Genomic DNA, 25,604 nt, shown 5'->3' with positions numbered 1-25,604 from the left:
CCTTTGTCGACTTAGGGTGAGAGCTGCGGTACTCTAGCTCTTTTGACCTGAAATGTCAACGAAATCGCCATGATGGGTGAGGTTGCAGTCGCAGGTCAGCCTAAATCAATAGTGGACAAGTTTGTGGTTTTGGCCCCGGTTGTTTTCATCTCAGCAATAGCCTTTGAGCTGTCGCCCGGCTTGAGATCCACTCCACGGACGGCGTCTTCCAGTAAGGTTACGGAAAACCCCTGCCGCAGCGCTGCCAATGCCGACTCTTTGACGCAATAATCAGTGGCCAGTCCGCCGATGTATATTGTATCCACATCCAGACGCCGTAAAAGCTCAGGAAAAGGAGTGCCGGAGTCGTCGACGCCGTCAAAGGCAGAATAGTCATCCCGTGATGGATTCATACCTTTGGAGATGATCGTAGCCACCTCCGGCACCTTGAGGGCAGGATGAAATTCCGCTCCTTTGCTTCCCATGACGCAGTGTACCGGCCAGGCACCGCCAAAGGCCTCGAAGTGCGACGTTTCTTGGGGGTGCCAGTCCCTGGAAAAGAAAATAGGTCGGTTCTTCTTGCGGAACAGCTCGCAGTATCCGTTTAGAGCCGGAATGATTCGGTCACCTTTGGCTACGGCCAGCATACCTCCCGGGCAGAAGTCTCTCTGCACATCCACAATCAGCAGTGCCGGCTTAGTTTCAATTTTGACTGGCATAAATACGCTCCTTTTCACGATCGTGGAAAAAAATCACCATGTCGCCTTTGTATCTGACAAAACTCCTGCTATTATTGATTTGTTAAAATTTACAAATTAATAAATTGTCCGGGATGTGCCGGTTTTGCTTGCAATCTCGTTCCAGGAGGGGCTATGTACAAGTCACAGACGCTCATTCATCATTTTCTTGAGACTAACGCAATTGTCAGGCCTGTCAAGATCGCCTTCGTCCATGAGGACTTGAGGGTCAACTACTTCCAGATCAACAACAATGCTAACCAGTTCGCAGCACATTTGATGGCTTGTGGGGTCTCTCGTGGCGACAGAGTCGTCATTTTCGTTGAGAATGGCCTTCAGTATCTCATCAGCTATTATGGTACCCTGAAAGCGGGAGCCGTTGCCGTGCCCCTCAGTACGGACATGCACCCGGACCGCCTGAAATTGCTGCTCAATGAGCTTCAGCCCGGAGCAATTGTTACTGCATCCCGCCACGAGAACATTTTTTTCGATCTTTCATCCGGATTGGAAGGGAGTAAGCTGAAGGCACTCCTGATAAAGGAACCATCGCGTGATTTCTGCAACGTCACTTTTGCCGTCACCCCGTGGGAAGATATCATCAGCAATGTCATAGCCGACAACCCGGCGATTCCCGTGCACCCGGACGAATTGGCAAGCATCGTCTATACTTCGGGGTCCACAGCCATACCCAAGGGTGTTATGCTTTCCCACCGGAATTGCGTCTCAAATACCCATGCAATCATCCAAGCTCTCAGGATCACAGAATCCGATATCCAGATGAGCGTGCTTCCCTTCCACTACGTGATGGGAAAATCGCTGGTTAACACCCATTTCGCCGCCGGCGGGACGGTGGTCGTCAACAACAAGTTTGCCTTCACTGGACAGTTGATTGAACAGATGGTGAAGGAACAGGTGACCGGGTTCTCCGGGGTTCCCTCCAGCTATGCCTATCTGCTTCAGCGCTCACCCCTGTTGCAGTACCGTGACCGGCTTGGCTCTCTGCGCTATTGCTCCCAGGCGGGGGGACACATGTCAAGGCAGTTGAAGGAGGAACTTTTGCAGGTGCTGCCTCCCCATACAAAGCTTTATATAATGTACGGCGCCACCGAGGCCTCGGCACGCCTGACCGTGCTGGAGCACGAATCATTGAGGACCAGGATCGACTCCATCGGCAGGCCCATTGCCGGCGTCACGCTGCGTGTTCTGGATGAGCAGGGGAGGGAGCTGCCGGTAGGGGAGACGGGCGAACTGGTGGCCGCCGGCCCAAACATCATGCAGGGATACTGGAAGGACTCCGTTCATACGGCGAACGTTCTGGATGACAATGGTTATCATACGGGAGATCTTGGTTACCGAGACCGCGAAGGATACTATTTCGTTGTGGGCAGGAAAGATAACCTGCTCAAAATAGGAGGCCACCGGATAAATCCACGGGAAATAGAAGAGGTCATGATGTCCACAGGCCTTCTGGCTGAGGTGGCGGTTGTCGGTGTGCCTGACCTGCTGTTGGGGCAGCGGCTTTTGGCTGTGGCCTCGCCCCTGGAGAAGGGATGCTCGGAAAAGGAGATTCTGAACCGCTGTGTAAAATTGCTTCCCAGATACAAACTGCCGGCAGAAGTAAGGCTCATGGATGCCCTGCCGAAAACGGCCACTGCAAAAATCGACTATCCGAAGTGTGCGGCGGTGGTGCAGGATGCCGGCATGGCTACGTTGAGCGCAACCATGCTGGAAGCAAAGCAGGACCAGGATGTCAAGCCGGATGTGGCAATCATTTCCGGGACCGGGTCCCATGGGTGAGATTCGAACCTAAGCCTGCTGCAGCTCTTCCATAAGCCTCAGACGCAGATCATGAATCCCGCTGCTGATTGAAACCTTATAGGTGTGGGGATTGATAAAGCGCAGACATCCCTGGGGGAGGCAGGCGAGCTGCTGGCGGCAACGGTCCGCAAGCTGATCCAGAGTCGACGAAGAGCCTGTCCTTTTGCCCTCTTCCATAGCAACTGTACGCAGTTCTGTTAAACGCACCCCTGTGGGAATATGGGTAAACTGCAGCGGGTTGACCGGGTTGTAGACCTTTCGGCCGATTTCGATCTTCTCGTCAGCCAGGGCAATAATGTCCATGATGCAGGAACCATCCTCTGACAATGCGCGCAGCAGTTTCTTCCGGTCGGGGAGGGTTGCTTTGGCAATATCGCTGGTCACCTTGAGCTTGGGTTCTGCGCCGATCCTCACCAGCTTGTAGACACCGCCGAGGGCTCCTCCTCCATCTCCCATACCGGTTGCCAGCTTGGTTCCGACTCCATAGATGTCCACCTTTCCCCCTTCGGAAAGGATCGATTCGATGACGTATTCATCCACTTCGTTGGAGGCGACGATCTTCGCTTCGGTAAAACCGGCTTCATCGAGCATGCGTCTGGCCTGCCTGCTCAGGTAGGCCAGATCGCCGGAATCGAGGCGTACCCCGACCAGTTCATGTCCTTTGGCACGCAGTTCTCCGGCGACGGTGATGGCATTGACCATGCCGCTTTTGAGGGTGTCATAGGTATCGACCAACAGGATGCTGCTGTCGGGAAAGACATCTGCATAGGCGCGGAAAGCGGTCAGTTCGTCGGGAAAGGCCATGATCCAGCTATGGGCGTGCGTCCCCTTTACCGGAATGTCATACTGCATACCAGCCATGACGTTGCTGGTGCTGCGTACTCCGCCTATATAGGCGGCCCTGGCGACGCTTGAACCGCCATCGGGCCCTTGGGCGCGACGCAGTCCGAACTCTATTACCTTGGCATTTCCTGCCGCATGGGCAATGCGGGCTGCCTTGGTGGCGATAAGGGTCTGGAAGTTGATGATGTTGAGCAATGCCGTTTCCACGAACTGGGCTTCGGCCAAGTTCCCTTCCACGGTCAGAAGCGGCTCGTTGCCAAAGACAACGGTCCCTTCGGCAGGGGCCGTTATCCGCCCCCTGAAACGGAAGTCCCGGAGAAACTCAAGGAAACGGGGGCGAAAGAGATTGAGCCCCTTTAAATAGGCGATTTCCTCTTTATCAAAGGCAAGGTTTTCCAGATAGGTGAGAGCCGTATCCAGCCCGGCGAAAACGGCGTAGCCACCCTTGAACGGGTTCTGGCGGTAGAAGAGATCGAACACCGCCGGCGTTTCGTGCATTCCCTCCTCAAGGTAGCCCGCCAGCATCGTCAGTTCATAGAGATCGGTGATAAGGGGTGAAAATCGCATCTGCGTCTCCTTTGATCAAGAACTATAACACATCTTCCTGCTCTGTCATGGATAGAACAGTGTTGACATGGAAAGGGTGAAAGGTATAGTTGAAATTCAGAAATTTCATCGCTAGCGGAGGGGGCGACCAATGAAAAGAAGGGCATTTCTCAGGCTTTTAGGGATTTCGGCTGTTTTCCATCAATGGCTGCTCAGGGATCTTATGGCCGCCGGCGGTCCGGTGGTAGCTGTTGCCGAGGGAAAGGACCATGCTCAGGTAACGAGAAATGCCATTGCTGCCATAGGTGGTATGAACAGGTTCGTCAAAAAAGGGGATGTGGTTGTGGTCAAACCCAACATGGGATGGGACCGGAACCCGGAGCAGGCAGCCAACACCAATCCCTTGGTGGTGAGGGCGGTGGTTGAAGAAGCCCTGCGCGCCGGAGCAAAAAAGGTAAAGGTCTTCGACCGCACCTGCAATGACGAGCGGCGCTGTTATGCAAACTGCGGTATACCGGCGGCACTTAAGGGGATGAAAAAAGTCGAGGTAAAGTACATGGATAGCGGCCGCTACCGCAAGGTGCCCATCAGTGGGGGAGTGTTGAGCGAGTGGGACCTGTACGACGAGGTGCTCAAGGCCGATGTTTTTATCAATGTGCCCGTTGCCAAGCATCATGGGCTGACCAAGCTGACCCTGGGGCTGAAGAATGTCATGGGGGTGATGGGGGGGAACCGGGGGAGCATCCACAAAAATATCGACGCGGCACTGGCAGACGTGAACAGCGTGCTGAAAACACACCTGGTGGTGGTGGATGCCACAAGGGTGCTGACGGCCCACGGTCCGCAAGGTGGCGACCTTAAGGATGTAAAAATTCTCAATAAAGTCATAGCTTCCACGGACATAGTTGCTGCCGATGCCTATGCGACCACTCTTTTCGGTTTGAAACCAAAGGATATTGCTGTAACTGTTGCCGCCAGCAAGAGAGGACTCGGTGAAATGGATCTGAAAAAGGTGACAATAGTTAAAGCATGAAGAAGATCAATCCCGCCCGACTGAGCCAGTTGCTGTTTTTAATCCTGTTTCTCTTTTTGTTCGTTCAGACCGAATATCGCGGCAACGATACCATTCCTGCAGCCATAAACAGCTTTTTTCGGACTGACCCGCTGGTGCTGGCCTCCTATCTGGCAGCTGTCCGATCTTTTACCTGGCTGCTGTTGCCGGCTCTGCTGGTAATCCTCTTCACCCTGATCCTGGGGCGTTTTTTCTGTGGCTGGATCTGCCCCCTGGGCACCTTTCTCGACCTGGTCACCGACCGGATCAAAAAAACGGCGCCGCTGAAATTCCTGAAAGGAAATCTCAAATACTGGCTGCTCCTTCCCCTCCTTTCTTTGGCCCTGTTCAATATCAATCTGGCGGGAGTTCTGGATCCAATAGCCATTTTCCTAAGAGCCTTGACCTTTTTCTTCTATCCACTCATGGGTGATGCCGTGCGCCAGGGATGGACGGAGCTTTACCAGCTGGTGGGAGAGCAGCGCGATTTTCTCGAACCGGCTTACGGGGTGATGCGCGACCACCTGCTTCCGTTCCGGGAAACTTTCTATCCGCTCGCTTTCGTTTCGGCCTTGATGTTTATCGCCATCATCTTTCTCGAACGTTATGAACGGCGCAATTGGTGCAGGAATATCTGTCCCTTGGGCACCCTGCTGGGAATGGTCGCCCGTTTTTCGCCTCTCAAAAGAATGCCGGTCGATCTTTGTCCGGACTGCAAGGCCTGCAGTACCGTCTGTCCCACTTCCTTCGACAGGGAAATCCTGCAGCAGGATGAATGCATCCTCTGCATGGACTGTCTTCGGGCCTGCCGCTTGCGGAGGATCAGTTTCAACTTCCGGTTCCTGGGTAAAAACGATCAACCCTATCTCCCCGAGCGGCGGGTCCTCCTGGGGGGACTGGTGTCCGGCTTTTTCCTGTCAGGTTTCTTTCGCTTTCGCCACCCTGAAGCGGAGGCTTTGGTGTTAAGGCCACCGGGGGTCAGGGCTGAGGGGGAATTCCTGAAGAAGTGCGTTCGCTGCGGCGAGTGTATGAAGGTCTGTCTTAAAAGTGCTCTCTATCCTGCAGTCATGCAGTCCGGGCCAGAGTCCCTCTTCACTCCTGTCGTCATTCCTCGACTGGGTTACTGCGAATACAACTGTACCCTCTGTGGTCAGGTCTGCCCCACTGGGGCAATTCCCAATCTGCCCGTGGCCGAAAAAAAACTGGCGGTCATAGGCAAGGCTGTATTGGACAAGAACCACTGTCTCCCCTTTGCCCGCAAAACCAACTGCATTGTCTGCGAGGAGCACTGCCCCATACCGCAAAAGGCCATCAGATCTGAATCGGTAGAAGATGTTGATCTGAACGGCAGGAAGATCCTGCTTCAGAAGCCGTATGTGGTGGATGAGCTGTGCAACGGCTGCGGTATCTGCGAGAATGTCTGCCCATTGGAAGGAAAAGAGGGGATTAAGGTATTTGCCGTCAAAGATCGTTCACCGCTTAAAGCAGATCCGGGAAAAAGGGAAGCTGAAGATCCTTATGGGGGCGAGAAAACCTGATCTACTTCTGTTACATGCCGATGAACTGAAGAAGCGCGGCTGCCAATTCCTTATCCGTTGCCAGCAGCAGTTCATACTCCTTGAGGGCCGAGTCCCGGTCTCCCAGACCCGCAAAAACGATGCCCCTGTTGTAACGGGCGTTTGTATCGTCAGGTCTGAGACGAAGCACCTGGGAATAGGCATCGAGTGCTTCCTCGAACCTCCCCAGTCTCCCATATACTGCTCCCAGGTTGCTGTAGGCAACCATCAGGTCGGGATCAAAAGCAAGTGCCTGGCTGAGGAACCCGGCCGCTTCCTCATAACTGCCGCTGAAGGCTTTGGCCGTGCCCAGGCTGAACCAGGCGACAGCATCGTCGGGGTTTACGGATATTACCTTTAGAAACGCCTCGGCGGCCTCCTCATACTGCCCTTGGCCATTCAGCTCCAGCCCTTTCTGCATCCATTCGGCGGCACCAAGGAACTCGAACCCCTGTTCTTCTTCGATCGGGGGTTCCTTTTCCACCAGGGCATATGCTGCCGGCAAGGCCATCAACGGAATGAGACAACTCCAAATTAAAGTAAGGATAATTTTTTTCATTATTTTCTCCTCATTTGTTTCCAGTATAGCAAAAAAAAACGATAACTTCAGTTGGAGAAGGATTTTTTCTGGAAACAGAAGGAGGATTCTGCTAAGAGACTGATGTGAAGTTCGTAAAAGATGGAGGATAACCGGTGAAGAATGTAGTGATTATAGGATGTGGAGATATTGGCAAGCGTGTTGCCGCTATTTTCAAGGAGACAGGAGCAACCATCACCGCCCTTTCACGGGCAGAGGCAAAGATGGGGCAGCTGCAGACACTTGGCATTCGGGGGATTTCGGGAGATCTGGATGATCCCGCCTCCTTGGCAGATCTGCCGTTAAAGGATGCCCTGGTTTATTACCTGGCTCCTCCACCGGGTGGAGGTTACCAGGACTCACGCATGCGCAACTTTTGCGCAACCATAAAGGCAGAAAATGGGCCGCGCCGGATTATATACATGAGCACCAGCGGTGTTTACGGCGACTGCGGGGATGCAGTCGTCACCGAAGAAACTCCACCCAATCCGCAGACTGCCCGGGCAAAGCGGCGTTTTGACGCCGAAACCGTGCTTCAGGGTTGGGGGAAGGAACAGAAGGTCGAGGTCATAATTTTGCGGGTAACGGGCATTTATGGGCCGGGACGGCTGCCGGTCACCCAACTGGCCTCTGGGCAGCCGCTTCTGTATGAGCACCTGTCGCCGCCAACCAATCGTGTTCATGCCGCCGATCTGGCCCGGATATGCGTTGCTGCAGCTGACAAGGGGGAGGATGGAGATATTTTCAATATCAGCGATGGACAGACCGGTACCATGACCCAGTACTTCAATGCCGCCGCTGATTTGCTTGGCTTCCCGCGTCCCCGTCAAGTTTCCCATGAGGAGGCGCACCAGGTGATGAGCCCGCTGATGCTCTCCTACATTTCCGAAACACGACGCATGGACAATGGCAAAATGTTACGTAAGCTGGGGGTCAAGTTGCTCTACCCTTCACTTGAGGACGGTTTGAAAGCTTGTGTGTAGCTTCACTGAATCGTCCGATCTTTTTTTGCCGTATCAATTTTGTTTTTTAAATCAGTAAGGATGGTTATTGTGAATCCGCCTGATAAAAGTGACTTCCCCGAGTGCATCCTTACCGGCCTTGGCGGCGAAGGATGCTCCCTCAGCATACTTGTTTCGACCACTTCGTGCCGGAAAGAGTTCTTTTCCTGGGATTTGACTTCATACATCAGCCCATCCGCTTTTTTCAACATTTCATCAACCGATGTCGGAGGGCAATAATAGGTTACCAGGCCGACACTGAAGCTGACCGGCCAGTTCCTTGCCCCCATCCGTTCCATAAGCCTCTCCTGCAGCTTGACAAGGGCTGATCTAGCGTCTGATGCGCCAGTTTCCGGCATGAGAACGACGAACTCATCCCCACCGATGCGAGCCACCATGTCTGCACAGCGCATATTTTCCACAATGGTACCGGCTACAACGCATAAAAGATCATCGCCCACATGATGCCCCTTTGTGTCATTGATTGCCTTAAAGTTGTCCAGGTCTAGATATGCAATGCTGAAAAAGCGGTCATAGCGTCTGGATCTATTTATCTCCTGTTCCGCCATTTCATACAGGTAACGGCGATTCAGTACACGTGTCAGCGGGTCGATCCTGGCCAGCTGCTTTTCCTGATCATGTTTTTCCCGCAGGGTTGAGAACATCAGCCCCAGGAGGATCATATAGCTGGATTCGATGATGAAGTCCCATGAATGGTGAAATGTCGTGGTGGCAGGGTGTGTGAGAAATTGGTTGCATAGGCTGGCTAGGGCGGCATACAGGCAGATGAAGAAAACGGAGCGTTTGTTGACGAACCAGCCCACCAGGAATATCGGGATCAGATAAAAGAGAATAATCGAGAAATCGCCAGTTACGTAATCAACGTAGGCGAGGATAGCCACAAGAATGTAACCGGAGAAAAGAAGCGAGATCTTGGATCTTTTTTCCAGATATTCAAAAACCCGGTTGTGGACGGCATCATACATAGAGATATGGCCTTTTTTGAATGTTGGAACTAATGAAAAACAGACGCAATAAATCTGCCATCAATAAATCTCACAGAAATATTTTCAATTCCTCAGTAATAATTTATGCTTGATTGGGGTCTGGGATGGCTTGAAAAATTCTTTAGTGATAAAATTCAGTGCCGCGATCATCGGAAGATGGATTGTTTTTCAAGTTTGACAAGAAAGTGAAAAGGTTGGAAATGACGGGGAGGCTATTAAAATGGAGAGTCAGTATTGCAGAATTGGACAAATGTAGCCACGCATTATAACGGGAAGGCTCTGTTCCTCTGGCAAGAGAGAACCTTCCCGTCGCTTCTTTACTTTGTCCCGTGAGGGCTTATATCCAACCATCGCCCCCATCGTATTGAAGAGCTTCACCCTTGGTTTTTGGTGTCATTCTGAATTTTGCTTCCTTGGCGCAGCATTTCAGTTTGTCCAGTGCCTCGTCTTTGGCTTCACCGAGTTTTTCACGAACCTCTTTTCCCGTTTTAGGGGTCAGAAGGAGAGTGACACCGGCAGCGATGACGGCGCCGGTCAAAAAAGCCAAGATTGCGGTGTTTTCGTTACTCCTGTTATTTGACATGGATAGAGCTCCTTTCGGTTCATTATGTAAAACCAGAAATATTATTAACATATATTCTGTTTCAAGAAAAGCCCTGTTGTCATCTTTTTGTGTCCGTGAAAAGACCACATTTTACTGGAAAAGACGGAGAAACCGCCCCTGTTTTTCCGACAGGTTTTTTTCTTGACAATCTACCGTGGGTGTTTTATATAGTGAGGTCTCTTGTCAACCGCCTTTGGTTAATTGAACAATTCATAGCGTACTTATAAATATTTTGGCGGTGTAGCTCAGCTGGTTAGAGCATACGGCTCATATCCGTAGTGTCCGGGGTTCAAGTCCCTGCACCGCCACCAATTCAACCCCTCCAACGAGGGGTTTTTTTGTATCTGGAGCCGCAGTTTATTCATTGGGATTTTCGAGGCGATATTCATGTGGAGAAAGGTTAATAGCTACATAAGGGCACACAGACTTATCAGTCCTGGCGATACGGTTATCGTTGCCGTTTCCGGCGGTGCTGATTCAGTTGCCCTGCTGGATGTGCTTGCCGGCCTCAGGTCATCGAAGCTTCGTCTCATAGTAGCCCACCTCAACCACTGTCTCCGTGGGAGCGAATCTGATGCAGACGAGGCATTTGTCCGCAAATTGGCCGGAGGATACGGCGTTTGCTTCGTGACAAAGGCTGTGGATGTACTTGCTCTTAGCCGAGAGAGTAAGATGTCGCTGGAAGAAGCCGGCCGCGTTGCCCGCTATCGGTTCTTGAAGGAGCTTGCCATAAACTGCAATGCCAGGTCAGTTGCAGTTGCACACCATGCCGACGATCAAGCGGAAACAGTGCTGATGCGGCTTATCAGGGGCGCTGGGGGCAGCGGTTTACGCGCCATGACCTCAACTACTGCCGGCTTGATCATCCGTCCACTGCTTTCGGTTACCCGCAGGGAAATTGAATCATACCTGGACAAAAAGGGGCTTGGCTACCGGACCGACAGCAGCAATGCCGATCTCAATTTCCTCCGCAACCGCATTCGTCATGAATTGATCCCATTCCTCAGGGGTTATAATCCAGCCATTACCGAGCGTCTGGCTACAACCGCCGTTGCTCTCTCCGAAGACGAGAAAATACTGGAGGCAGTTACTGCAACTGCGTTCGCCAACCATGCCTTAGTAGGATCGGGGGAGGTATCAATCTCAGTCGCTGGAGCGGATATGGAACCCAGGGGAATACGCATCCGCATGTATCGGCAGGCACTGCAGCAACTCAAAGGCGATCTGTCAACTATCAGCGCTGTGCATCTCAACGATGTGGACCTTCTTCTTCTCTCACGCAAGCCAAGCGGCAAAGTCAATCTCAGCCGCGGAATTACCGTGATGCGCCGCTACGAAAAGCTTGTCTTCAGCAGTGAGAACTATACACCGCCGGAACAGTATGAACTTCATGTTGAGGGCCCTGGCAGCTATGCCATTCCATGTGGAGGCTCCTTTACAGTTGAATTTGCCCAGGCACCGGGGACCTGGGAAAATATATCGGCGCATGTGGTCTATTTAGATATGGATACAGTGCCTTTCCCCTGGCAAATTCGCACCTTCAGGCCGGGGGATGCATTTTCCCCACTCGGCATGGCCGGGTCAAAAAAAGTCAAGAACCTCTTCATCGATCGCAAGGTACCCCTTCTGTCCCGGCGCCGCATACCGCTGTTCTTTTCCGGTGACACCCTGTTCTGGGTGGGGGGGGTCATGCCGTCAGCCTCAGGCAGGATAACGGCGGATACCACCTCGGTGCTGAAGCTGGAGATTGTTGATTCCACAGCTTAAGCACTTGTCAACAACTGTCCTTTATGGTAACTTTTCAACCTTATACGCGGCAAAATAAGCTTTTCAACCTATCACGGGGGTAAACTTGAATCAGTTTTATAAAAACCTGGCCCTTTGGCTTGTCATAAGCCTGATGATGATTCTGTTGTTCAATCTGATCAACAAGCCAAAACCATCCCAGGAAAAGTTAGACTACAGTGATTTCATAGAATCTGTGGAGACCGGCAAGATCAAGAATGTGGATAAGCGGGTGGCCAGCGTTACCATCCAGGGCAACGAGATCATCGGCAAGTTCGCTGACGGCAAGGAATTCCGCAGCTACAAACCGGCCGACGCCAAGCTGACCGACCTCCTCCTAGCGAAAAAGATTCCGGTCAACGCGCGACCTGAAGAAGAGAAATTCTCCTGGTTCTCGATATTTATTTCCTGGTTCCCCATCATCTTCCTCGTGGGAGTATGGATTTTCTTCATGCGCCAGATGCAGGGGGGCGGCGGCAAGGCCATGGCCTTCGGCAAGAGCCGCGCCAAGCTCCTGACTGAAGCCCAGGGTAGGGTCACGTTCGAAGATGTGGCCGGCATTGAAGAGGCCAAGGAAGAACTGGAAGAGATCATTTCCTTTCTCAAGGAGCCGAAAAAATTCACCAAGCTTGGTGGCCGTATTCCCAAAGGGGTCCTTCTCATGGGACCTCCGGGTACCGGTAAAACCCTGCTCGCTAGAGCCATAGCCGGGGAGGCGGGGGTACCTTTCTTCTCCATTTCCGGTTCCGACTTTGTGGAAATGTTCGTCGGTGTCGGCGCCAGCCGGGTCCGCGACCTGTTTGTCCAAGGCAAGAAGAGCGCTCCCTGCATTATCTTCATCGATGAGATCGATGCCGTCGGCCGTCACCGCGGCGCCGGTCTCGGGGGAGGGCACGACGAGCGCGAGCAGACCCTGAATCAGCTCCTGGTGGAGATGGACGGCTTTGAATCAAACGAAGGAGTTATTCTCATCGCTGCCACCAACCGACCCGATGTCCTCGATCCGGCACTGCTTCGCCCCGGGCGCTTCGATCGGCAGGTGGTGGTGCCCCGCCCGGATGTGAAAGGGCGCGAGGCGATCCTCAAGGTCCATACCAAGAAAACACCCCTTGGCCCCAACATCGACCTGGCGGTCATTGCCAGGGGTACTCCCGGGTTCTCCGGAGCCGATCTTTCAAACGTGGTCAACGAGGCAGCTCTGCTCGCCGCCCGCAAGGATAAAAGCGTCGTCGACATGCAGGACTTCGACGATGCCAAGGACAAGGTCCTGATGGGGGTAGAGCGGCGCAGCATGGTCATTTCCGATGAGGAAAAGAAAAACACTGCCTACCATGAGGCCGGACATACCCTGGTGGCGAAACTCATCCCCGGTACAGATCCGGTGCACAAGGTGTCCATAATTCCACGGGGCAGGGCGCTTGGCGTTACCATGCAGCTGCCCATAGAGGACAAGCACAGCTATTCACGGGAGTCGCTGCTGGACCGCATCGCCGTTCTCCTTGGCGGCCGGGTGGCAGAAGAAATTATCTTCAGTTCCATGACCACCGGCGCCGGCAATGATATCGAACGGGCTACGGAGATTGCCCGGAAGATGATCTGTGAATGGGGCATGAGCGAAAAGCTTGGGCCGGTCAGTTTCGGCAAGAAAGACGAACAGATCTTCCTTGGCCGCGAAATGTCCACCCACAAGAATTACAGTGAAGCGACAGCGGTTGAAATCGACGTGGAGATCAGGCGCATCATCGACGACAACTACGGCCGGGTGTACAAGCTGCTTTCCGACAACATCGATACTCTGCACAAATTGTCCCTGGAACTTATCGAAAAGGAAAACCTGAGTGGCGATGAGGTTGACCGGATCATTCGGTCGGACGCGCCGGTACAGGCCACACCCGAGGTGACCCCTGCATAATGGCTGATTTCCCGCTTTCCTGGTCCATCGGCAGACGCACCATCGACCTTTCCGGACGACCTTGTGTCATGGGTATCCTCAATGTCACCCCCGATTCCTTTTCAGACGGCAACAGCTTCTTCAGTTATGAAAAAGCTGTTGCCAGAGCACTGGAAATGGAAGCCCAGGGGGCCGACATCATCGACATCGGCGGTGAAAGTACCCGTCCCAATGCGCCGCCGGTAAGCGAGCAGGAAGAGCTGAACCGGGTTATCCCTGTGGTTGAAGCGCTGGCTGGCCGTCTTAAAATTCCCATCTCCATCGATACCTACAAGGCTTCCGTTGCCGAGGCTGCATTGGCAGCGGGGGCCGAAATCATTAACGATATCAGTGGTCTCACCTTCGACAGCCGTATGGCAGAGGTCGTTGCTTCAGCCGGTGCCGGACTGATCGTCATGCACACCAGGGGGACCCCCCAGGAAATGCAGCTGAATACTACCTATGGAGATATTATTGCCGAGGTTTCGGCTGCGCTGCGCTCGTCTCTTAAACTGGCTGAGGATGCCGGAATCCCGGCAGGACGGATCATCATCGATCCCGGAGTCGGTTTCGGCAAGGACATGGAGGGAAACCTGGAGATCATTCGCCGCCTAAGCGAATTTTCAGAGCTTGGCCGTCCTGTTCTTCTGGCTGCCTCCCGAAAGACCTTTATCGGCAAGATCACCGGCAAGGAACCGGCTGAACGTCTTTTCGGCACTGCTGCTGTAGTCGCTGTCGCCATTTACAACGGTGCTGCCCTTGTCCGGGTGCACGATGTCCTGGAAATGCGCGATGTTGCCGATATGGCCGGTGCGCTTTATGGGAAAAGAAACTGATACAGCGGTTAGCATGGCAGCACCATCTGCAATCCTGACCACAGGTAATGAATGACGGAATTTCCGCAAAATTTGAGCCTTATACTACAGACACTGGATATCGCACTTGCAGCCTTCGTCATCTACAGGCTAAGCCTGCTCATTAACGGCGCACTGGCAGTACGAATCCTCGCAAGCCTCTCCCTGCTTCTTATTTTCTCCATGGCCGCACGCCTTGCCGGCCTGCATACCGTGCACCTGCTGCTGAAGGCCGTAATTGCCTCCTCCTTCGTTGCTCTCGTTGTGATTTTCCAGACGGATATCAGGCTGGCGTTCGCTACCATGAATCGGGGACGCCAGGGGAAAGAGCGGGAAGTGGAAGAGGTGGATTCCATTATCGAAGAACTGGCCACTGCTGCAGAGTCTCTCGCCGGCAGGCAGATCGGTGCATTGATAGTCATCGAGCGGTCCATGTCCATTGACAATTTCATTGCCGTAGGCACCGACATCGACGCCAAGGTCACCAGCGAACTGATTTCTTCCATATTTCTCCCCTATTCTCCCATTCATGATGGTGCGGTGATCATCCAGAAGGGGAAGCTGACCAGGGCCGGCTGCTTTCTGCCTCTGACCCAGAACCCGGACATCAGCAAGAACCTGGGGACCAGGCACAGGGCCGCCATCGGCCTGACTGAGCTGGTGGATGCCGTTGTGCTGGTCGTGTCGGAAGAAACGGGATCCATTTCGCTTGTCGTCGGGGGGCACAAATCGGATGATCTGGACTCCATCACTCTCCGTAAGGTGTTGCGCAAGCTCATAGAACCCAGGTGGCTGTCATGACCATGGATCAGGCAGAGAAGAAAATCTTGCTCAGGGTTCTATCCCTTCTGCTGGCGGGGCTTGTCTTTCTCTTCATCACGAGCGAGACCCAAGGCGAAAAGAGAGTGAAGGTGCCGGTGGAATATGGTAATGTGCCTGCCGGGCTGACACTGGTAACCAAGCCTCCTGCTTACGTTGAAATGGTTTTAGCCGGTCCGCGCATTCTGCTGCTCAAGGCAAAAATTACAGGCTTAAAGCTGCAGTTGGACCTCCATGGGCTGCATGCCGGAGTGAACCGGTTTGCCGAACCTGAGAGATTTATCCCCCTGGATGATGAATTGCGGGTGAAAACAGTGTTGACGGCAGTTGATATAATGGCTCAGCCATCGGAGCCAAAAAAGCCAGATTAAAAAGCAAAGCTGTAGTATATAAATTAGGTGTAGAGTAGAGTTCACTTCTCCTAAAAGCTCAGGAGGTTCAGACGATGAAAAAACTTTTCGGCACGGATGGCGTCAGGGGGGTGGCCAATGTTTACCCGATGACAACGGAAATGGCCATGCAGATTGGCAGGGCAGCCGCACATATTTTCAGGAACGGCAAGAGCAGGCACAGGATTGTTATCGGCAAGGATACCCGGCTTTCCGGCTACATGATTGAAAATGCACTGGTCGCAGGCATATGCTCCATGGGCGTGGATGTGCTTCAGGTGGGACCCCTTCCTACCCCCGGCATTGCCAACATTACCTCTTCCATGCGGGCCGATGCCGGGGTGGTTATTTCCGCATCCCACAATCCTTTTCAGGACAACGGCATCAAGTTCTTTTGCCGTGACGGTTTCAAACTGCCCGATGAAATGGAACTGCGCATCGAAGAGCTCATTTTTTCCGGAGACATGGACTCCATGCGCCCCATTGCCAACGAAGTGGGTAAGGCATACCGCATCGACGACGCCGCCGGGCGATTCGTTGTCTTCCTCAAGAGCACCTTTCCCAAGGATATGGACCTCTCCGGCCTGAAGATCGTTCTCGATTGCGCCAACGGTGCTGCCTACAAGGTTGCCCCTGCCGTTTTCGAGGAACTTGGGGCCGAAGTGATCGCCATCGGCGTCAAGCCAAACGGCACCAACATCAATGCCGGCTGCGGCTCCCTGCACCCGGAGGTGATCAGCGCAGCGGTGAAAGAACATGGCGCCGACCTGGGGATTGCCCTGGACGGCGATGCGGACCGGGTCATATTCGTCGATGAATTCGGCAATGAGGTGAATGGCGACAACATCATGGCCATCTGCGCTACCGACATGCTGCAGAAGGGTACGCTGAACAAACAGACACTTGTGGCTACGGTCATGAGCAATATGGGGCTGGACATTGCCGTGAAAAGAGCAGGGGGGCGGGTAATAAAGACCGCTGTCGGCGACCGCTACGTGGTGGAAGAGATGCAGAAGGGTGGCTATAACCTCGGGGGCGAGCAGTCGGGCCACATGATCTTCCTCGACCACAATACCACCGGTGACGGCATCCTGTCCGCCCTCCAGGTGCTGGCGGTGATGCAGCGCCAGGGCAAGCGCCTTTCCGAGCTGGCCGAAGTAATGTTTGCCCTGCCCCAGGTGTTGGTAAATGTGCGGGTGGCGGAAAAGCGTGATGTGATGACCATCCCTGCAGTGGCCGGCCTCATCGGCGACATCGAAGCAAAGGTAAAGGACGAGGGGAGAATTCTTATCCGTTACTCCGGCACCGAACCGCTGTTGCGCATCATGCTGGAGGGGCAGGATAAGTACCAGATTTCCGGCTGGGCCAAAGAGATAGCCGATCTGGTTGAAAAGAACATTGGAGGAAGTAAAGTTGGCTAGACTCGGAGTGAATATCGACCATGTGGCAACCATCCGCCAGGCAAGAGGGGGAGCAGAACCGGACCCGGTGGCTGCAGCTGCCATTGCCGAGCTGGCCGGCGCCGACGGCATCACCATTCATCTGCGCGAAGATCGCCGCCACATCCAGGACCGGGACTTGCGTCTTCTGCGTCAGACGATCAAGACCCGCCTGAACCTGGAAATGGCCGCCACCGACGAAATGGTTTCCATCGCCCTTTCCGTCAAGCCGGACATGTGTACCCTGGTACCGGAAAAACGCCAGGAACTCACCACTGAAGGCGGTCTCGATGTACGGCTCCACCTAGATGCAATCAGGGGCGCAGTGCAGAAACTCCAGGATGGAGGGCTCATCGTGAGCCTCTTCATCGACCCCGATACCGATCAGATCAAGGCCGCCGACAAGAGCGGCGCCGATTACATCGAGATACATACCGGCGCTTTTGCCGAGGCGTCCGATTGGAAAGCAGAGCAGGAAGAGTTGAAAAAGATCGAAAATGCCATCAAGCTGGCCGGAAAGCTGGGCTTGGGAGTCAACGCCGGCCACGGGCTCAATTACAGCAACATCAGGAAGGTTGCCGCACTTGGGGGGATCGAAGAGTACAACATCGGTCACTCCATCATTTCAAAGGCAGTGCTGGTGGGGTTGGATCGGGCGGTTAGAGACATGGTCGACCTGGTCAAATATTCGTGAATTCGATAAAATCCATCTGCTGCGTTACGCTCACCCTTCGTACCTGAGGCGTACCTGATGTACGCCTCAGTCCTCAGGACTAGCAAGCCTTGCAGCTGGAGCTTTTCTCGAATTCACCTTATGCCGATATCTGCGTTGGCTCCGTCGTTTTCTCCTTGCCGCCTTGTTATCATCTCGAATCCGGCTCCGTCTGATCAGGCGCTATGCGTTCAGAAAAGGCCCATCAGCCGACCCCCCTCAATCCCCATCCCCAATCCCCAATCCCCAATCACTATTCATCCCCCTTCATAGAAAAATATCTGGGAATGGTAAAGCTGAAGGTCGTTCCTTCCTTGTCGTTGCTGGTGAAGGAAACCTTGCCCTTCAGGTAGCGCTCGCCGAACAGCTTGATGCTGTAAGTGCCGATACCTCTCCCTTCGGCCGACTTGGTGCTGAACGAACGCTGGAACATTTGCAGCTGCACATCCTCTGACATAACTCCCGGATTGTTGACCATGAAGGTGATGGACTCCTCGTCTTCGGTGCACGAAAGGGTAACCGTCTCTCCAGGGCCGCAGGCTTCCAGGGCGTTTTTGACCATATTCCCCAGGATCCGTCGCAGAATGGCAGCATCGGTGATGATGTTGGCATTGGTCGAACAGTTCAGCACCAGGTTCCGCCCTTCTGCCACATCATGGTTTGCATAAAGGGTTTGCACCTCCTGCAGCAGCCTTGGCACATCCACCATGCCCGGGTCCGGCCTGAACTCCCCCTTTTCCGCAGCAAGCAGGTGCCGCTGGTAGACGATCTCATCAATCAGTCTGGCAGAGAGGCTTACCATCGACTCCTTATAGTATTTTTCGTCCTCGGCAGTCTGCAGCATTCCCTTGGCCAGCACCTCTGCCATGCCGCGAATCCCTCCCGCCGTATTGATCACATCATGGAAGAAGACCTGTTCCAGCACCTTCCGTCGCTTCTCGGCACTGATGTCCTTCAGAACGAAAAGGATCAGCTGCAGATCACCGATTTTCAGGGGAGAAACAACCACTTCAAGATCCAGGGCGCTCCATTGGCCGTTATCGATGGTAATACGGTATTCCTTCGCCACCTGGGCATTGGTCTGCTCGCTTTCGATAATGGACAGGACTGCCGCGCATTTCTGGCAGTGCCTGCCGGAGCCGCAACCATCGGGGTTCTGATCGGCATGGATGCAGTGCAGCGCCTCGCCAGGCTTAAGGCCGACGAGCATTTGCGGATCATCGATGCCGAAGGCGTCAAGCAGCCGGCTGTTCACGGCCAGCACCTGGTACTGCCGGTCCAGGACCAGCACATAATCGGGTATCGCCTCGATCATGGCAGGAATGGCGCTTTCAAGAAGCAGTTTGCGCCGCCCATCATTCTTGGCGGCGGTTATGTTGCGGCCTCTGGCGGTGGGTAAAGCCGTCTCTTTTGTGATTTTGACAATCTCACTCATGGGCGGTGACCTCATTTTTGCGGGTAAAGCATCAGAACAAATTTATGCAAACGAATCTAACAATAGGTGGTGAGAAGGTCAAGGCGAAAGAAGGGCGTGAATATGACTGGAAAAAGTAGAAGGTGTGGAAGATTTTACCGGCTTATTGGTAGCAGCGGCTAAAATGATGACGTCCGCTATTTTTTCCATGCGTTGATTTTCTCGTAAACAGATTAAAGAGGTGCCGCGACAAGTTCCCCCCGTTCACCATTATGATGGACGCAATTTAGCATAACGCACCGTAGTTGGAAACCGGGATGTTAGAAAAATATTTATCAAAAAGACGTATTCTGTCGCAATGCAAGGTTACACTACGTCTGAAAAATAAAAAATAAATAATGTGGATTGGATCATTTTGGGCTTGTAAGGGGGCGGATGATGGGACTATAAAAAGGCTGGGGTTGTGTAACTGGCTGAAAGAACTGTAAAAAATTTTTACACTGTAAAAATTTTTTACAGTGAGAGCATAAGTGAAATCTTTAGGAGGTTGTTTTGAGGCATGACAGTCAATATGTCGCCAGGTATCGTGATTCCGATGGAATGCCGCAAAGTGTGCAAGATCACCTTGAAGGTGTTTCCACGCTCGCCGCGAGCTATACCGGCAAAATAGGGCTTCCGACTATAGGTGAGCTAATGGGGCTGCTTCATGATCTTGGCAAGTACTCAGCGGCCTTCCAGTCCTATCTCCAATCCTCAGAAGGGAAGATTGAGCCGGACGAGGAGGAGTATGTCGATGCCGGTCGGATGAAAGGCAAAATTGACCATTCCACAGCCGGGGCTCAGTATCTGCGTGAACAGGGAAAGAAGGATTCCCGGTTTTGGCAGATAGCCACGGACATCATGGCGCTTTGCATTGCATCGCACCATTCCGGATTGATCGACTGTCTTGCGTCTGATGGTGCGGATGTGTTCACAAAGCGTATGCAAAAGCCTGGAGATAAGACTCATTTCGCTGAAGTGGATCGGAATCTGGAAGAACAGGTGCGAAACCGTGTTCAGGCTTTACTGACTTCAACTCAGATAGAAAATGAAATGCGTCGTCTCCTTGAACGGCTTGGTAAAGACATGCCTTCTCTGGAAATCGGTCAGTTCATGCTCGGCTTCCTGACGCGCTTTCTCTTCAGTGCTTTGATCGATGCAGACCGTCTGAATTCAGCGGAGCGTAAACCTGCAAATAAACCCGATTGGCAACCACTGATAGACTTACTCGAAATCCATCTTGCAGGTTTTACGGTCAGAAATCGGATAGATGAGATCAGGGCTGATATTTCCGAATCATGCCTGCAATCTGCTGCCAGGGGGAAAGGGTTAATTCAACTTACCGTCCCCACCGGTGGCGGCAAAACACTGGCAAGCCTCCGTTTTGCCCTGCATCATGCCGCCAAGCATGGGATGGACCGCATCATTTACGTTGTCCCTTACACCTCCATAATTGACCAGAATGCCCGTGTTGCCCGGTCCGTGTTTGCCGCACTTGAAAAAAACGGCAGGCAAATCGTGCTGGAGCATCACTCAAATCTTACCCCGGAGCAGGACACCAACGAGAGCAAACTACTGGCTGAGAACTGGAATGTACCCATCATCTATACCACTGCCGTACAATTTCTTGAAACGCTCTTTGCCGCCGGAACCCGAGGTGTACGGCGGCTCCACCAGCTTGCTAATGCCGTTATCATCTTCGACGAAATACAGACCATTCCGATCCGTACGATTCACCTGTTCAACAACGCCATCAATTTTATGGTTGGGCAATGCGGTTCGACAGTCGTGTTTTGCACTGCGACGCAGCCGATTCTGGACAGGGTTGATCCGAAGAAAGGGGCGGCGCGGCTTGCGTCCGATGCGGAGATGATGCCGAACGTGGGCGAACTGTTCCGGGACCTGCATCGTGCCAGGATTGAAGACCACTGCAAAGACACCGGGTGGACGGAAGAGGCGGTGGCGGAAACCGCGCTCCAAGAGCTTGAGTCATCCGGCAGCGTGCTCATCATCGTCAACAAGAAGACCCAGGCAAAGGCGCTCTATCAGCGCCTGCACGACAAGCTGGACCATGTCTATCACCTGAGTACGAGTATGTGTCCCGCTCATCGCACGGCTATCCTCGACAAGGTTAAAGCCTGCCTCAACCCGGAAAATCCGCTACCGGTTATCTGCATCAGTACCCAACTGATAGAAGCCGGTGTTGATGTGGACTTCGGCACGGTGATCCGCTATCTGGCTGGTCTGGACTCTATTGCTCAAGCGGCAGGGCGGTGCAACCGCAATGGTTTGCGAAAGATTGGCAGGGTGTTGATCGTCAATCCGGCAAACGAGGGGCTGGACAGGCTGCCGGAAATCAGGAACGCGCAGGACGTGACAAAGCGGGTGCTGCGCGAGTTCAAGGACAACCCAGACTTCTTCAATCGCGACTTGCAGAGTCCAAAATCCTTGGAGCGTTACTACGATTATTACTTCTTTCAACGTGCCGGAGAAATGGATTTTCCAGTATCTGACAGGGACATTAGGAATATGCCCAGACAACGAGATACTCTTTTGAATCTGCTTTCAAAAAATGAAGACTCCGTCCAAATTTATCTGAATGAGCACAAACAGGCTCCTTCGCTTTATCTCCGCCAATCGTTCATGAGCGCTGCCAGGGCCTTCAAGGCTATCGACTCCCCCTCTCAGGGGGTGATAGTGCCATACGGCGCCGGGGAACGGATCATCGCCGACCTTTCCGCCTCCGGTTTCGATGACAAAGGGCGTCTGCTCAAGGAGGCGCAGAGATATTCGGTTAACCTGTTTCCCTACGAGCTGGAAAAGTTGAAGGAACAACGGCGGCTGTATGAGGTTTGGAGCGGCAGCGGCATCTACTGCCTTGATGAGCGCCATTACAGTGAGGAGTTCGGCGTAAGCATGGAACCGGTTGCAGACATGAAGTTACTCATCGTTTCAGGAGGTGACAATGAAGAGCCGTATTGACTTCAAGGTGACGGGACGCTTTGCCCTGTTCACCGACCCGCTGACCAAAATAGGCGGGGAAAAATGTTCGTATCATATTCCGACGTACGAGGCGCTCAAGGGGGTCGCCAAGTCCATTTACTGGAAACCGACATTTGTCTGGGTGATCGACAAGGTGCGGGTAATGAAGCGCATCCGTACTCAGTCAAAGAGCATGAAACCGCTTAACTATCATAAAGAGGGTAATACGCTGGCTATTTACACCTATCTGGCTGACGTGGAGTACCAGGTACAGGCTCATTTCGAGTGGAACGTGCACCGTGAAGACCTGGCCGATGACCGCGATCCCGACAAACATTGGCATGTCGCCAAGCGGATGGTTGCAAAGGGTGGACGTCAGGATGTATTCCTTGGAACGAGGGAATGTCAGGGATATGTTGAACCGTGCACATTCGGTGAAGAGAAGGGGGAGTATGACGGGTACGGCAATCTGGAATACGGGTTGATGTTTCATGGATTCGATTATCCGGATGAAACCGGCACGAAAGAACTGCATAGCCGGTTCTGGCGGCCGGTCATGAAGGATGGTGTGGTGGAGTTTACTACGCCGGAAGATTGTACGGTGCGCAAGTTTGTACGGGAGATGATCCCTAATCCACCCAGCTCCAACGGGCTGCGAGAGGAGGGACTGTTAGATGAGCTGGATTGAGAAGCTGCATCAGACGTATGAGAATAACCTCGGGAACATTGCCAATCCAAAGGATGCAGTTCCTTTACTGCCTCTTTTCCACAGTACGCAAAATGCACAACTCCATGTCGTGCTAGATGGACAAGGTAATTTGCTGGACGCATCTGTTGTGATGAAAGATGACGCACAGACCATTATTCCGGCAACGGAGGCATCAGCCGGGCGTTCAGGAGCTAAAATTGCTCCCCATGCGCTCTGTGACACGTTGCAATATGTAGCCGGTGATTATTTGGAGTATGGGGGGAATCCCAATAAAAAGAAAAACGAATCAGGTTTTGAGCCGTATCTGAAAGGGCTAAAAGCATGGGTTGATAGCTCACAACATCGGAAATTGCAGTCGGTGTTTGCTTACTTGAAACAGGGGCGACTCATAAAGGACTTGATTGAAAAGAAAGTGCTTTATGCCGACAACAGCGGGCAACTGGCTGCAGAGTGGATAGATGAAGCAGATGCTCCGCCTGTTTTCAAGATTATCAAGCAAGCCAACAAAAAGGGCCAATTTGAAGCTTTTGTCAGGTTTTCTGTTGAGATCTCCGGAGATACTCAGTCCGAACTGTGGAAGGATGCATCGCTTTGGGACTCTTGGCGCAGTTACTATGCGGGCCTGCAGACCAACCGCGATCTTTGTATGGTTACGGGTGGAACAGCTGGCCTTGCTTCTAATCATCCGAAAAACATTCGCTATCCCGGTGACGGAGCAAAACTGATTTCGTCAAACGATTCGGAAGGATTTACCTATCTGGGGCGATTCACAACTGATGCGGAAGCCTGTGGAATAGGGATTGAGGTAACGCAAAAAGCTCATAGTGCTTTGCGGTGGCTGATTGAGCGCCAAGGCAGACGTGACGGAGATCAAGCTGTGGTTGCCTGGGCCGTGTCCGGGGCGGATGTCCCAGATCCTCAGGCGGACACCTTTGCTTTCTTGTTCGGAGGCAAGGATGCACCGGCGTCGCCAAAGACCGGCTACACCGCTCAGGAAGTTGGCGTGGCATTGTCGAAAAAGTTGGCTGGCTATGGGGCAAAGCTGAAACCAACTGACGAGGTCGTTGTCCTCGGACTTGACTCCGCCACACCTGGTCGTATGGCCATCAGCTACTACCGTGAACTGCTAGGCTCCGAGTTCCTTGAGCGGATCGAGTCGTGGCATACCAGCTGTTGCTGGCTGCAATATTTCGGTAAAGACAGGATTTTCGTCGGCGCACCTGCGCCGCGTGACATTGCCGAAGTGGCATATGGCCGACGCATTGACGACAAGTTACGAAAAGCAACCATAGAACGATTGCTCCCATGCATCGTGGATGGCGCGCCCATCCCTCGCGACCTCGTGGAATCGTGCGTCAGGCGGGCAAGCAATAAAAACGGAATCGAGTACTGGGAATGGGAAAAGGCCCTTGGAATAGCTTGTGCGCTTTATCGAAAACGACATGAAAAGGAGGGGTACACTATGGCGCTTGATGAGAATCGAACGACTCGGGATTATCTGTATGGCAGGTTGCTGGCACTAGCGGAGAACTTGGAACACTGGGCGATTCGGACGGCAGGTGAAAGCAGGCCGACCAACGCGGAAAGGATGATGCAGCGCTTTGCTGATCGACCTTATAGCACATGGCGGACTCTCGAACTTTCGCTGCTCCCTTATAAAGTCAGGCTGGGTGACAAGGCGCACAAGGTTAAATCGTTGTTGGACGCCGTTCATGTCAAGTTTGACCCGCCCGAGGAATTCACCAGAGACGACAGGTTGAGCGGCGAATTCCTGCTGGGTTACCACTGCCAGCGAGCAGCACTGAAACCAGCTGTCGCGAGCGAGGCAACCGGGGCCAATGATGACCTCGATAATTCTGACGACTAACCAACAAATCACATAAAAGGAGAACGAATATGAGCCTGTCAAACAAAATCGATTTCGCAGTAGTTTTCAAAGTGACCAACGCCAACCCGAACGGTGACCCCCTCAACGGCAACCGTCCCCGCACCATCTACGAAGGAAACGGTGAGGTTTCCGATGTCTGCATCAAGCGCAAGATTCGCAACCGTTTGATGGAGGCGGGACAACGAATTTTTGTTCAGTCCGATGACAGCAAAAACGACAAGCATCCAAGCCTCAAATCGCGCGCCGATGAAGTGCTTGATGGGATAAAGGCAGCAGATGAGAAAGCGAAAAAAGCCTGTGAAACCTGGTTTGATGTCCGTGCATTTGGGCAGCTCTTTGCTTTCAAGGCAGCCGGTGGCAAGAAAGGCAAGGCCAAAGAGGGAGAAGAGCCCGGCGATGATAAAGGCGTATCTATCGGCATTCGCGGTCCTGTCAGCGTTCAGTCGGCATTCAGTATTTCCCCGGTCAGCCTGACCAGCACCCAGATCACCAAGAGTGTTAGCGGCGAAGGTGACGGCACCAAGCGTGGTTCTGACACCATGGGGATGAAACACCGCGTGGATCGTGGCATTTATACCTTTTACGGCAGTATGAACCCGCAACTGGCCGTCAAGACCGGATTCAGTGATGCTGACGCAGCGGCTATCAAGGCTGTCCTCCCTCGCTTGTTCGAGAATGACGCCTCATCCGCCCGTCCCGAAGGAAGTATGGAGGTTTTGAAAGTGGTATGGTGGCAGCACAACTGCGCAAGTGGCCAATGCTCTTCCGCCAAGGTGCACAGAAGCTTGAACGTCATGGACACTGACGATCTGAATTTATTGATTTCGTTCAATGAACTGAATGGGCCGGTACCTGAAATAATTGACGGGGTCTGAGATTGCGGGGAGCGTCCACGCAACGCCCAAAATCCGGGGCGGCCACAGGG

Annotated in this window: 21 protein-coding genes and 1 tRNA gene; 16 read left to right on the top strand and 6 right to left on the bottom strand. The window is 53.1% G+C overall.

Annotated features, from left to right (window positions below; translation table 11 throughout):
- Positions 1 to 95: 95 nt before the first annotated feature.
- Positions 96 to 698, bottom strand: coding sequence for a nicotinamidase (locus GEOB_RS17075; RefSeq protein ID WP_012648504.1), 603 nt, complete (start codon positions 696 to 698; stop codon positions 96 to 98).
- 153 nt (positions 699 to 851) lie between these two features.
- Here GEOB_RS17075 and GEOB_RS17070 point away from each other — a divergent pair, with 153 nt between their 5' ends.
- The gene (locus GEOB_RS17070) at positions 852 to 2,513 is read left to right on the top strand and encodes a class I adenylate-forming enzyme family protein (RefSeq protein ID WP_012648503.1); all 1,662 of its coding nucleotides are present in this window, start codon (positions 852 to 854) and stop codon (positions 2,511 to 2,513) included.
- Positions 2,514 to 2,522: 9 nt separating this feature from the next.
- On the opposite strand, the gene GEOB_RS17065 is transcribed toward GEOB_RS17070, so the two are convergent.
- Positions 2,523 to 3,944 carry a nicotinate phosphoribosyltransferase gene (locus GEOB_RS17065; protein ID WP_012648502.1) on the bottom strand — a complete coding sequence of 474 codons (1,422 nt, stop codon included), beginning with the start codon at positions 3,942 to 3,944 and terminating at the stop codon, positions 2,523 to 2,525.
- Between the two features lie 130 nt (positions 3,945 to 4,074).
- Between GEOB_RS17065 and GEOB_RS17060 the strand changes: the two genes are divergently transcribed.
- Positions 4,075 to 4,956, top strand: coding sequence for a DUF362 domain-containing protein (locus tag GEOB_RS17060; protein ID WP_012648501.1), 882 nt, complete (start codon positions 4,075 to 4,077; stop codon positions 4,954 to 4,956).
- Positions 4,953 to 6,512: a 4Fe-4S binding protein gene (locus GEOB_RS17055; protein ID WP_012648500.1), complete on the top strand. Its 1,560-nt coding sequence runs from the start codon at positions 4,953 to 4,955 to the stop codon at positions 6,510 to 6,512. The genes GEOB_RS17060 and GEOB_RS17055 overlap by 4 nt, the downstream gene beginning before the upstream one ends.
- A gap of 10 nt (positions 6,513 to 6,522) precedes the next feature.
- Here the strand turns inward: GEOB_RS17055 and GEOB_RS17050 are convergent, their stop codons facing one another.
- The gene (locus GEOB_RS17050; RefSeq protein ID WP_012648499.1) at positions 6,523 to 7,089 is read right to left on the bottom strand and encodes a tetratricopeptide repeat protein; all 567 of its coding nucleotides are present in this window, start codon (positions 7,087 to 7,089) and stop codon (positions 6,523 to 6,525) included.
- Between the two features lie 134 nt (positions 7,090 to 7,223).
- On the opposite strand from GEOB_RS17050, the gene GEOB_RS17045 reads away from it, so the two are divergent.
- Positions 7,224 to 8,090, top strand: a complete 867-nt coding sequence (locus GEOB_RS17045; protein ID WP_012648498.1) for an SDR family oxidoreductase — start codon at positions 7,224 to 7,226, stop codon at positions 8,088 to 8,090.
- Between the two features lie 2 nt (positions 8,091 to 8,092).
- Here GEOB_RS17045 and GEOB_RS17040 read toward each other — a convergent pair whose 3' ends face one another.
- Together GEOB_RS17040 and GEOB_RS17035 are read right to left on the bottom strand one after the other, a co-directional pair.
- The gene (locus GEOB_RS17040) at positions 8,093 to 9,094 is read right to left on the bottom strand and encodes a GGDEF domain-containing protein (RefSeq protein WP_012648497.1); all 1,002 of its coding nucleotides are present in this window, start codon (positions 9,092 to 9,094) and stop codon (positions 8,093 to 8,095) included.
- Positions 9,095 to 9,452: 358 nt separating this feature from the next.
- The gene (locus tag GEOB_RS17035; RefSeq protein WP_012648496.1) at positions 9,453 to 9,698 is read right to left on the bottom strand and encodes a YtxH domain-containing protein; all 246 of its coding nucleotides are present in this window, start codon (positions 9,696 to 9,698) and stop codon (positions 9,453 to 9,455) included.
- Between the two features lie 255 nt (positions 9,699 to 9,953).
- Between GEOB_RS17035 and GEOB_RS17030 the strand changes: the two genes are divergently transcribed.
- The 8 genes from GEOB_RS17030 to GEOB_RS16995 all read left to right on the top strand — a co-directional run bounded on the left by GEOB_RS17030 (position 9,954) and on the right by GEOB_RS16995 (position 17,629).
- Positions 9,954 to 10,030: transfer RNA gene (locus tag GEOB_RS17030), tRNA-Met, on the top strand.
- Positions 10,031 to 10,106: 76 nt separating this feature from the next.
- Positions 10,107 to 11,486, top strand: a complete 1,380-nt coding sequence (tilS, locus tag GEOB_RS17025; RefSeq protein WP_012648495.1) for a tRNA lysidine(34) synthetase TilS — start codon at positions 10,107 to 10,109, stop codon at positions 11,484 to 11,486.
- Between the two features lie 85 nt (positions 11,487 to 11,571).
- A complete protein-coding gene (ftsH, locus tag GEOB_RS17020; RefSeq protein WP_012648494.1) occupies positions 11,572 to 13,416 on the top strand; it encodes an ATP-dependent zinc metalloprotease FtsH in 1,845 nt (614 codons plus the stop codon).
- The gene (gene folP / locus GEOB_RS17015; RefSeq protein ID WP_012648493.1) at positions 13,416 to 14,270 is read left to right on the top strand and encodes a dihydropteroate synthase; all 855 of its coding nucleotides are present in this window, start codon (positions 13,416 to 13,418) and stop codon (positions 14,268 to 14,270) included. The genes ftsH and folP overlap by 1 nt, the downstream gene beginning before the upstream one ends.
- A gap of 51 nt (positions 14,271 to 14,321) precedes the next feature.
- A complete protein-coding gene (gene cdaA / locus GEOB_RS17010; protein WP_012648492.1) occupies positions 14,322 to 15,089 on the top strand; it encodes a diadenylate cyclase CdaA in 768 nt (255 codons plus the stop codon).
- Entirely contained in the window at positions 15,086 to 15,478 is a 393-nt protein-coding gene (locus tag GEOB_RS17005) for a hypothetical protein (RefSeq protein WP_012648491.1), read from the top strand. Before cdaA ends, GEOB_RS17005 begins: the two co-directional genes overlap by 4 nt.
- A gap of 74 nt (positions 15,479 to 15,552) precedes the next feature.
- The gene (gene glmM, locus GEOB_RS17000; RefSeq protein ID WP_012648490.1) at positions 15,553 to 16,917 is read left to right on the top strand and encodes a phosphoglucosamine mutase; all 1,365 of its coding nucleotides are present in this window, start codon (positions 15,553 to 15,555) and stop codon (positions 16,915 to 16,917) included.
- Positions 16,910 to 17,629, top strand: coding sequence for a pyridoxine 5'-phosphate synthase (locus tag GEOB_RS16995; RefSeq protein WP_012648489.1), 720 nt, complete (start codon positions 16,910 to 16,912; stop codon positions 17,627 to 17,629). The genes glmM and GEOB_RS16995 overlap by 8 nt, the downstream gene beginning before the upstream one ends.
- 271 nt (positions 17,630 to 17,900) lie before the next feature.
- On the opposite strand, the gene GEOB_RS16990 is transcribed toward GEOB_RS16995, so the two are convergent.
- Positions 17,901 to 19,082: a PAS domain-containing sensor histidine kinase gene (locus GEOB_RS16990; protein WP_012648488.1), complete on the bottom strand. Its 1,182-nt coding sequence runs from the start codon at positions 19,080 to 19,082 to the stop codon at positions 17,901 to 17,903.
- Between the two features lie 531 nt (positions 19,083 to 19,613).
- Between GEOB_RS16990 and GEOB_RS16985 the strand changes: the two genes are divergently transcribed.
- Genes GEOB_RS16985 through cas7c form a run of 4 tightly spaced genes read left to right on the top strand, consistent with a single transcriptional unit; the run spans position 19,614 to position 25,554 of the window.
- Positions 19,614 to 22,082, top strand: a complete 2,469-nt coding sequence (locus GEOB_RS16985) for a CRISPR-associated helicase/endonuclease Cas3 (protein WP_012648487.1) — start codon at positions 19,614 to 19,616, stop codon at positions 22,080 to 22,082.
- Positions 22,066 to 22,770 (top strand): type I-C CRISPR-associated protein Cas5c, encoded by a 705-nt coding sequence (cas5c, locus tag GEOB_RS16980; RefSeq protein ID WP_012648486.1) that lies wholly within the window; start codon positions 22,066 to 22,068, stop codon positions 22,768 to 22,770. The genes GEOB_RS16985 and cas5c overlap by 17 nt, the downstream gene beginning before the upstream one ends.
- Positions 22,757 to 24,658 (top strand): type I-C CRISPR-associated protein Cas8c/Csd1, encoded by a 1,902-nt coding sequence (gene cas8c, locus GEOB_RS16975; RefSeq protein ID WP_012648485.1) that lies wholly within the window; start codon positions 22,757 to 22,759, stop codon positions 24,656 to 24,658. The genes cas5c and cas8c overlap by 14 nt, the downstream gene beginning before the upstream one ends.
- A 29-nt stretch (positions 24,659 to 24,687) precedes the next feature.
- Positions 24,688 to 25,554, top strand: a complete 867-nt coding sequence (gene cas7c, locus GEOB_RS16970; RefSeq protein ID WP_012648484.1) for a type I-C CRISPR-associated protein Cas7/Csd2 — start codon at positions 24,688 to 24,690, stop codon at positions 25,552 to 25,554.
- Positions 25,555 to 25,604 lie beyond the last annotated feature (50 nt).

The sequence above is a fragment of the Geotalea daltonii FRC-32 genome (assembly GCF_000022265.1).
Taxonomy (GTDB): domain Bacteria; phylum Desulfobacterota; class Desulfuromonadia; order Geobacterales; family Geobacteraceae; genus Geotalea; species Geotalea daltonii.
The sequence above is the reverse complement of the archived record's forward strand: the minus strand, read 5'-3'. Positions and strand labels throughout refer to the sequence as shown.

Bases quoted from the DNA above. Each gene is read 5' to 3' on its own strand.
- GEOB_RS17075 (WP_012648504.1), bottom strand. From the start codon at position 698: ATGCCAGTCAAAATTGAAACTAAGCCGGCACTGCTGATTGTGGATGTG.
- GEOB_RS17070 (WP_012648503.1), top strand. From the start codon at position 852: ATGTACAAGTCACAGACGCTCATTCATCATTTTCTTGAGACTAACGCA.
- GEOB_RS17065 (WP_012648502.1), bottom strand. From the start codon at position 3,944: ATGCGATTTTCACCCCTTATCACCGATCTCTATGAACTGACGATGCTG.
- GEOB_RS17060 (WP_012648501.1), top strand. From the start codon at position 4,075: ATGAAAAGAAGGGCATTTCTCAGGCTTTTAGGGATTTCGGCTGTTTTC.
- GEOB_RS17055 (WP_012648500.1), top strand. From the start codon at position 4,953: ATGAAGAAGATCAATCCCGCCCGACTGAGCCAGTTGCTGTTTTTAATC.
- GEOB_RS17050 (WP_012648499.1), bottom strand. From the start codon at position 7,089: ATGAAAAAAATTATCCTTACTTTAATTTGGAGTTGTCTCATTCCGTTG.
- GEOB_RS17040 (WP_012648497.1), bottom strand. From the start codon at position 9,094: ATGTATGATGCCGTCCACAACCGGGTTTTTGAATATCTGGAAAAAAGA.
- GEOB_RS17035 (WP_012648496.1), bottom strand. From the start codon at position 9,698: ATGTCAAATAACAGGAGTAACGAAAACACCGCAATCTTGGCTTTTTTG.
- tilS (WP_012648495.1), top strand. From the start codon at position 10,107: ATGTGGAGAAAGGTTAATAGCTACATAAGGGCACACAGACTTATCAGT.
- folP (WP_012648493.1), top strand. From the start codon at position 13,416: ATGGCTGATTTCCCGCTTTCCTGGTCCATCGGCAGACGCACCATCGAC.
- cdaA (WP_012648492.1), top strand. From the start codon at position 14,322: ATGACGGAATTTCCGCAAAATTTGAGCCTTATACTACAGACACTGGAT.
- GEOB_RS17005 (WP_012648491.1), top strand. From the start codon at position 15,086: ATGACCATGGATCAGGCAGAGAAGAAAATCTTGCTCAGGGTTCTATCC.
- glmM (WP_012648490.1), top strand. From the start codon at position 15,553: ATGAAAAAACTTTTCGGCACGGATGGCGTCAGGGGGGTGGCCAATGTT.
- GEOB_RS16990 (WP_012648488.1), bottom strand. From the start codon at position 19,082: ATGAGTGAGATTGTCAAAATCACAAAAGAGACGGCTTTACCCACCGCC.
- cas5c (WP_012648486.1), top strand. From the start codon at position 22,066: ATGAAGAGCCGTATTGACTTCAAGGTGACGGGACGCTTTGCCCTGTTC.
- cas8c (WP_012648485.1), top strand. From the start codon at position 22,757: ATGAGCTGGATTGAGAAGCTGCATCAGACGTATGAGAATAACCTCGGG.
- cas7c (WP_012648484.1), top strand. From the start codon at position 24,688: ATGAGCCTGTCAAACAAAATCGATTTCGCAGTAGTTTTCAAAGTGACC.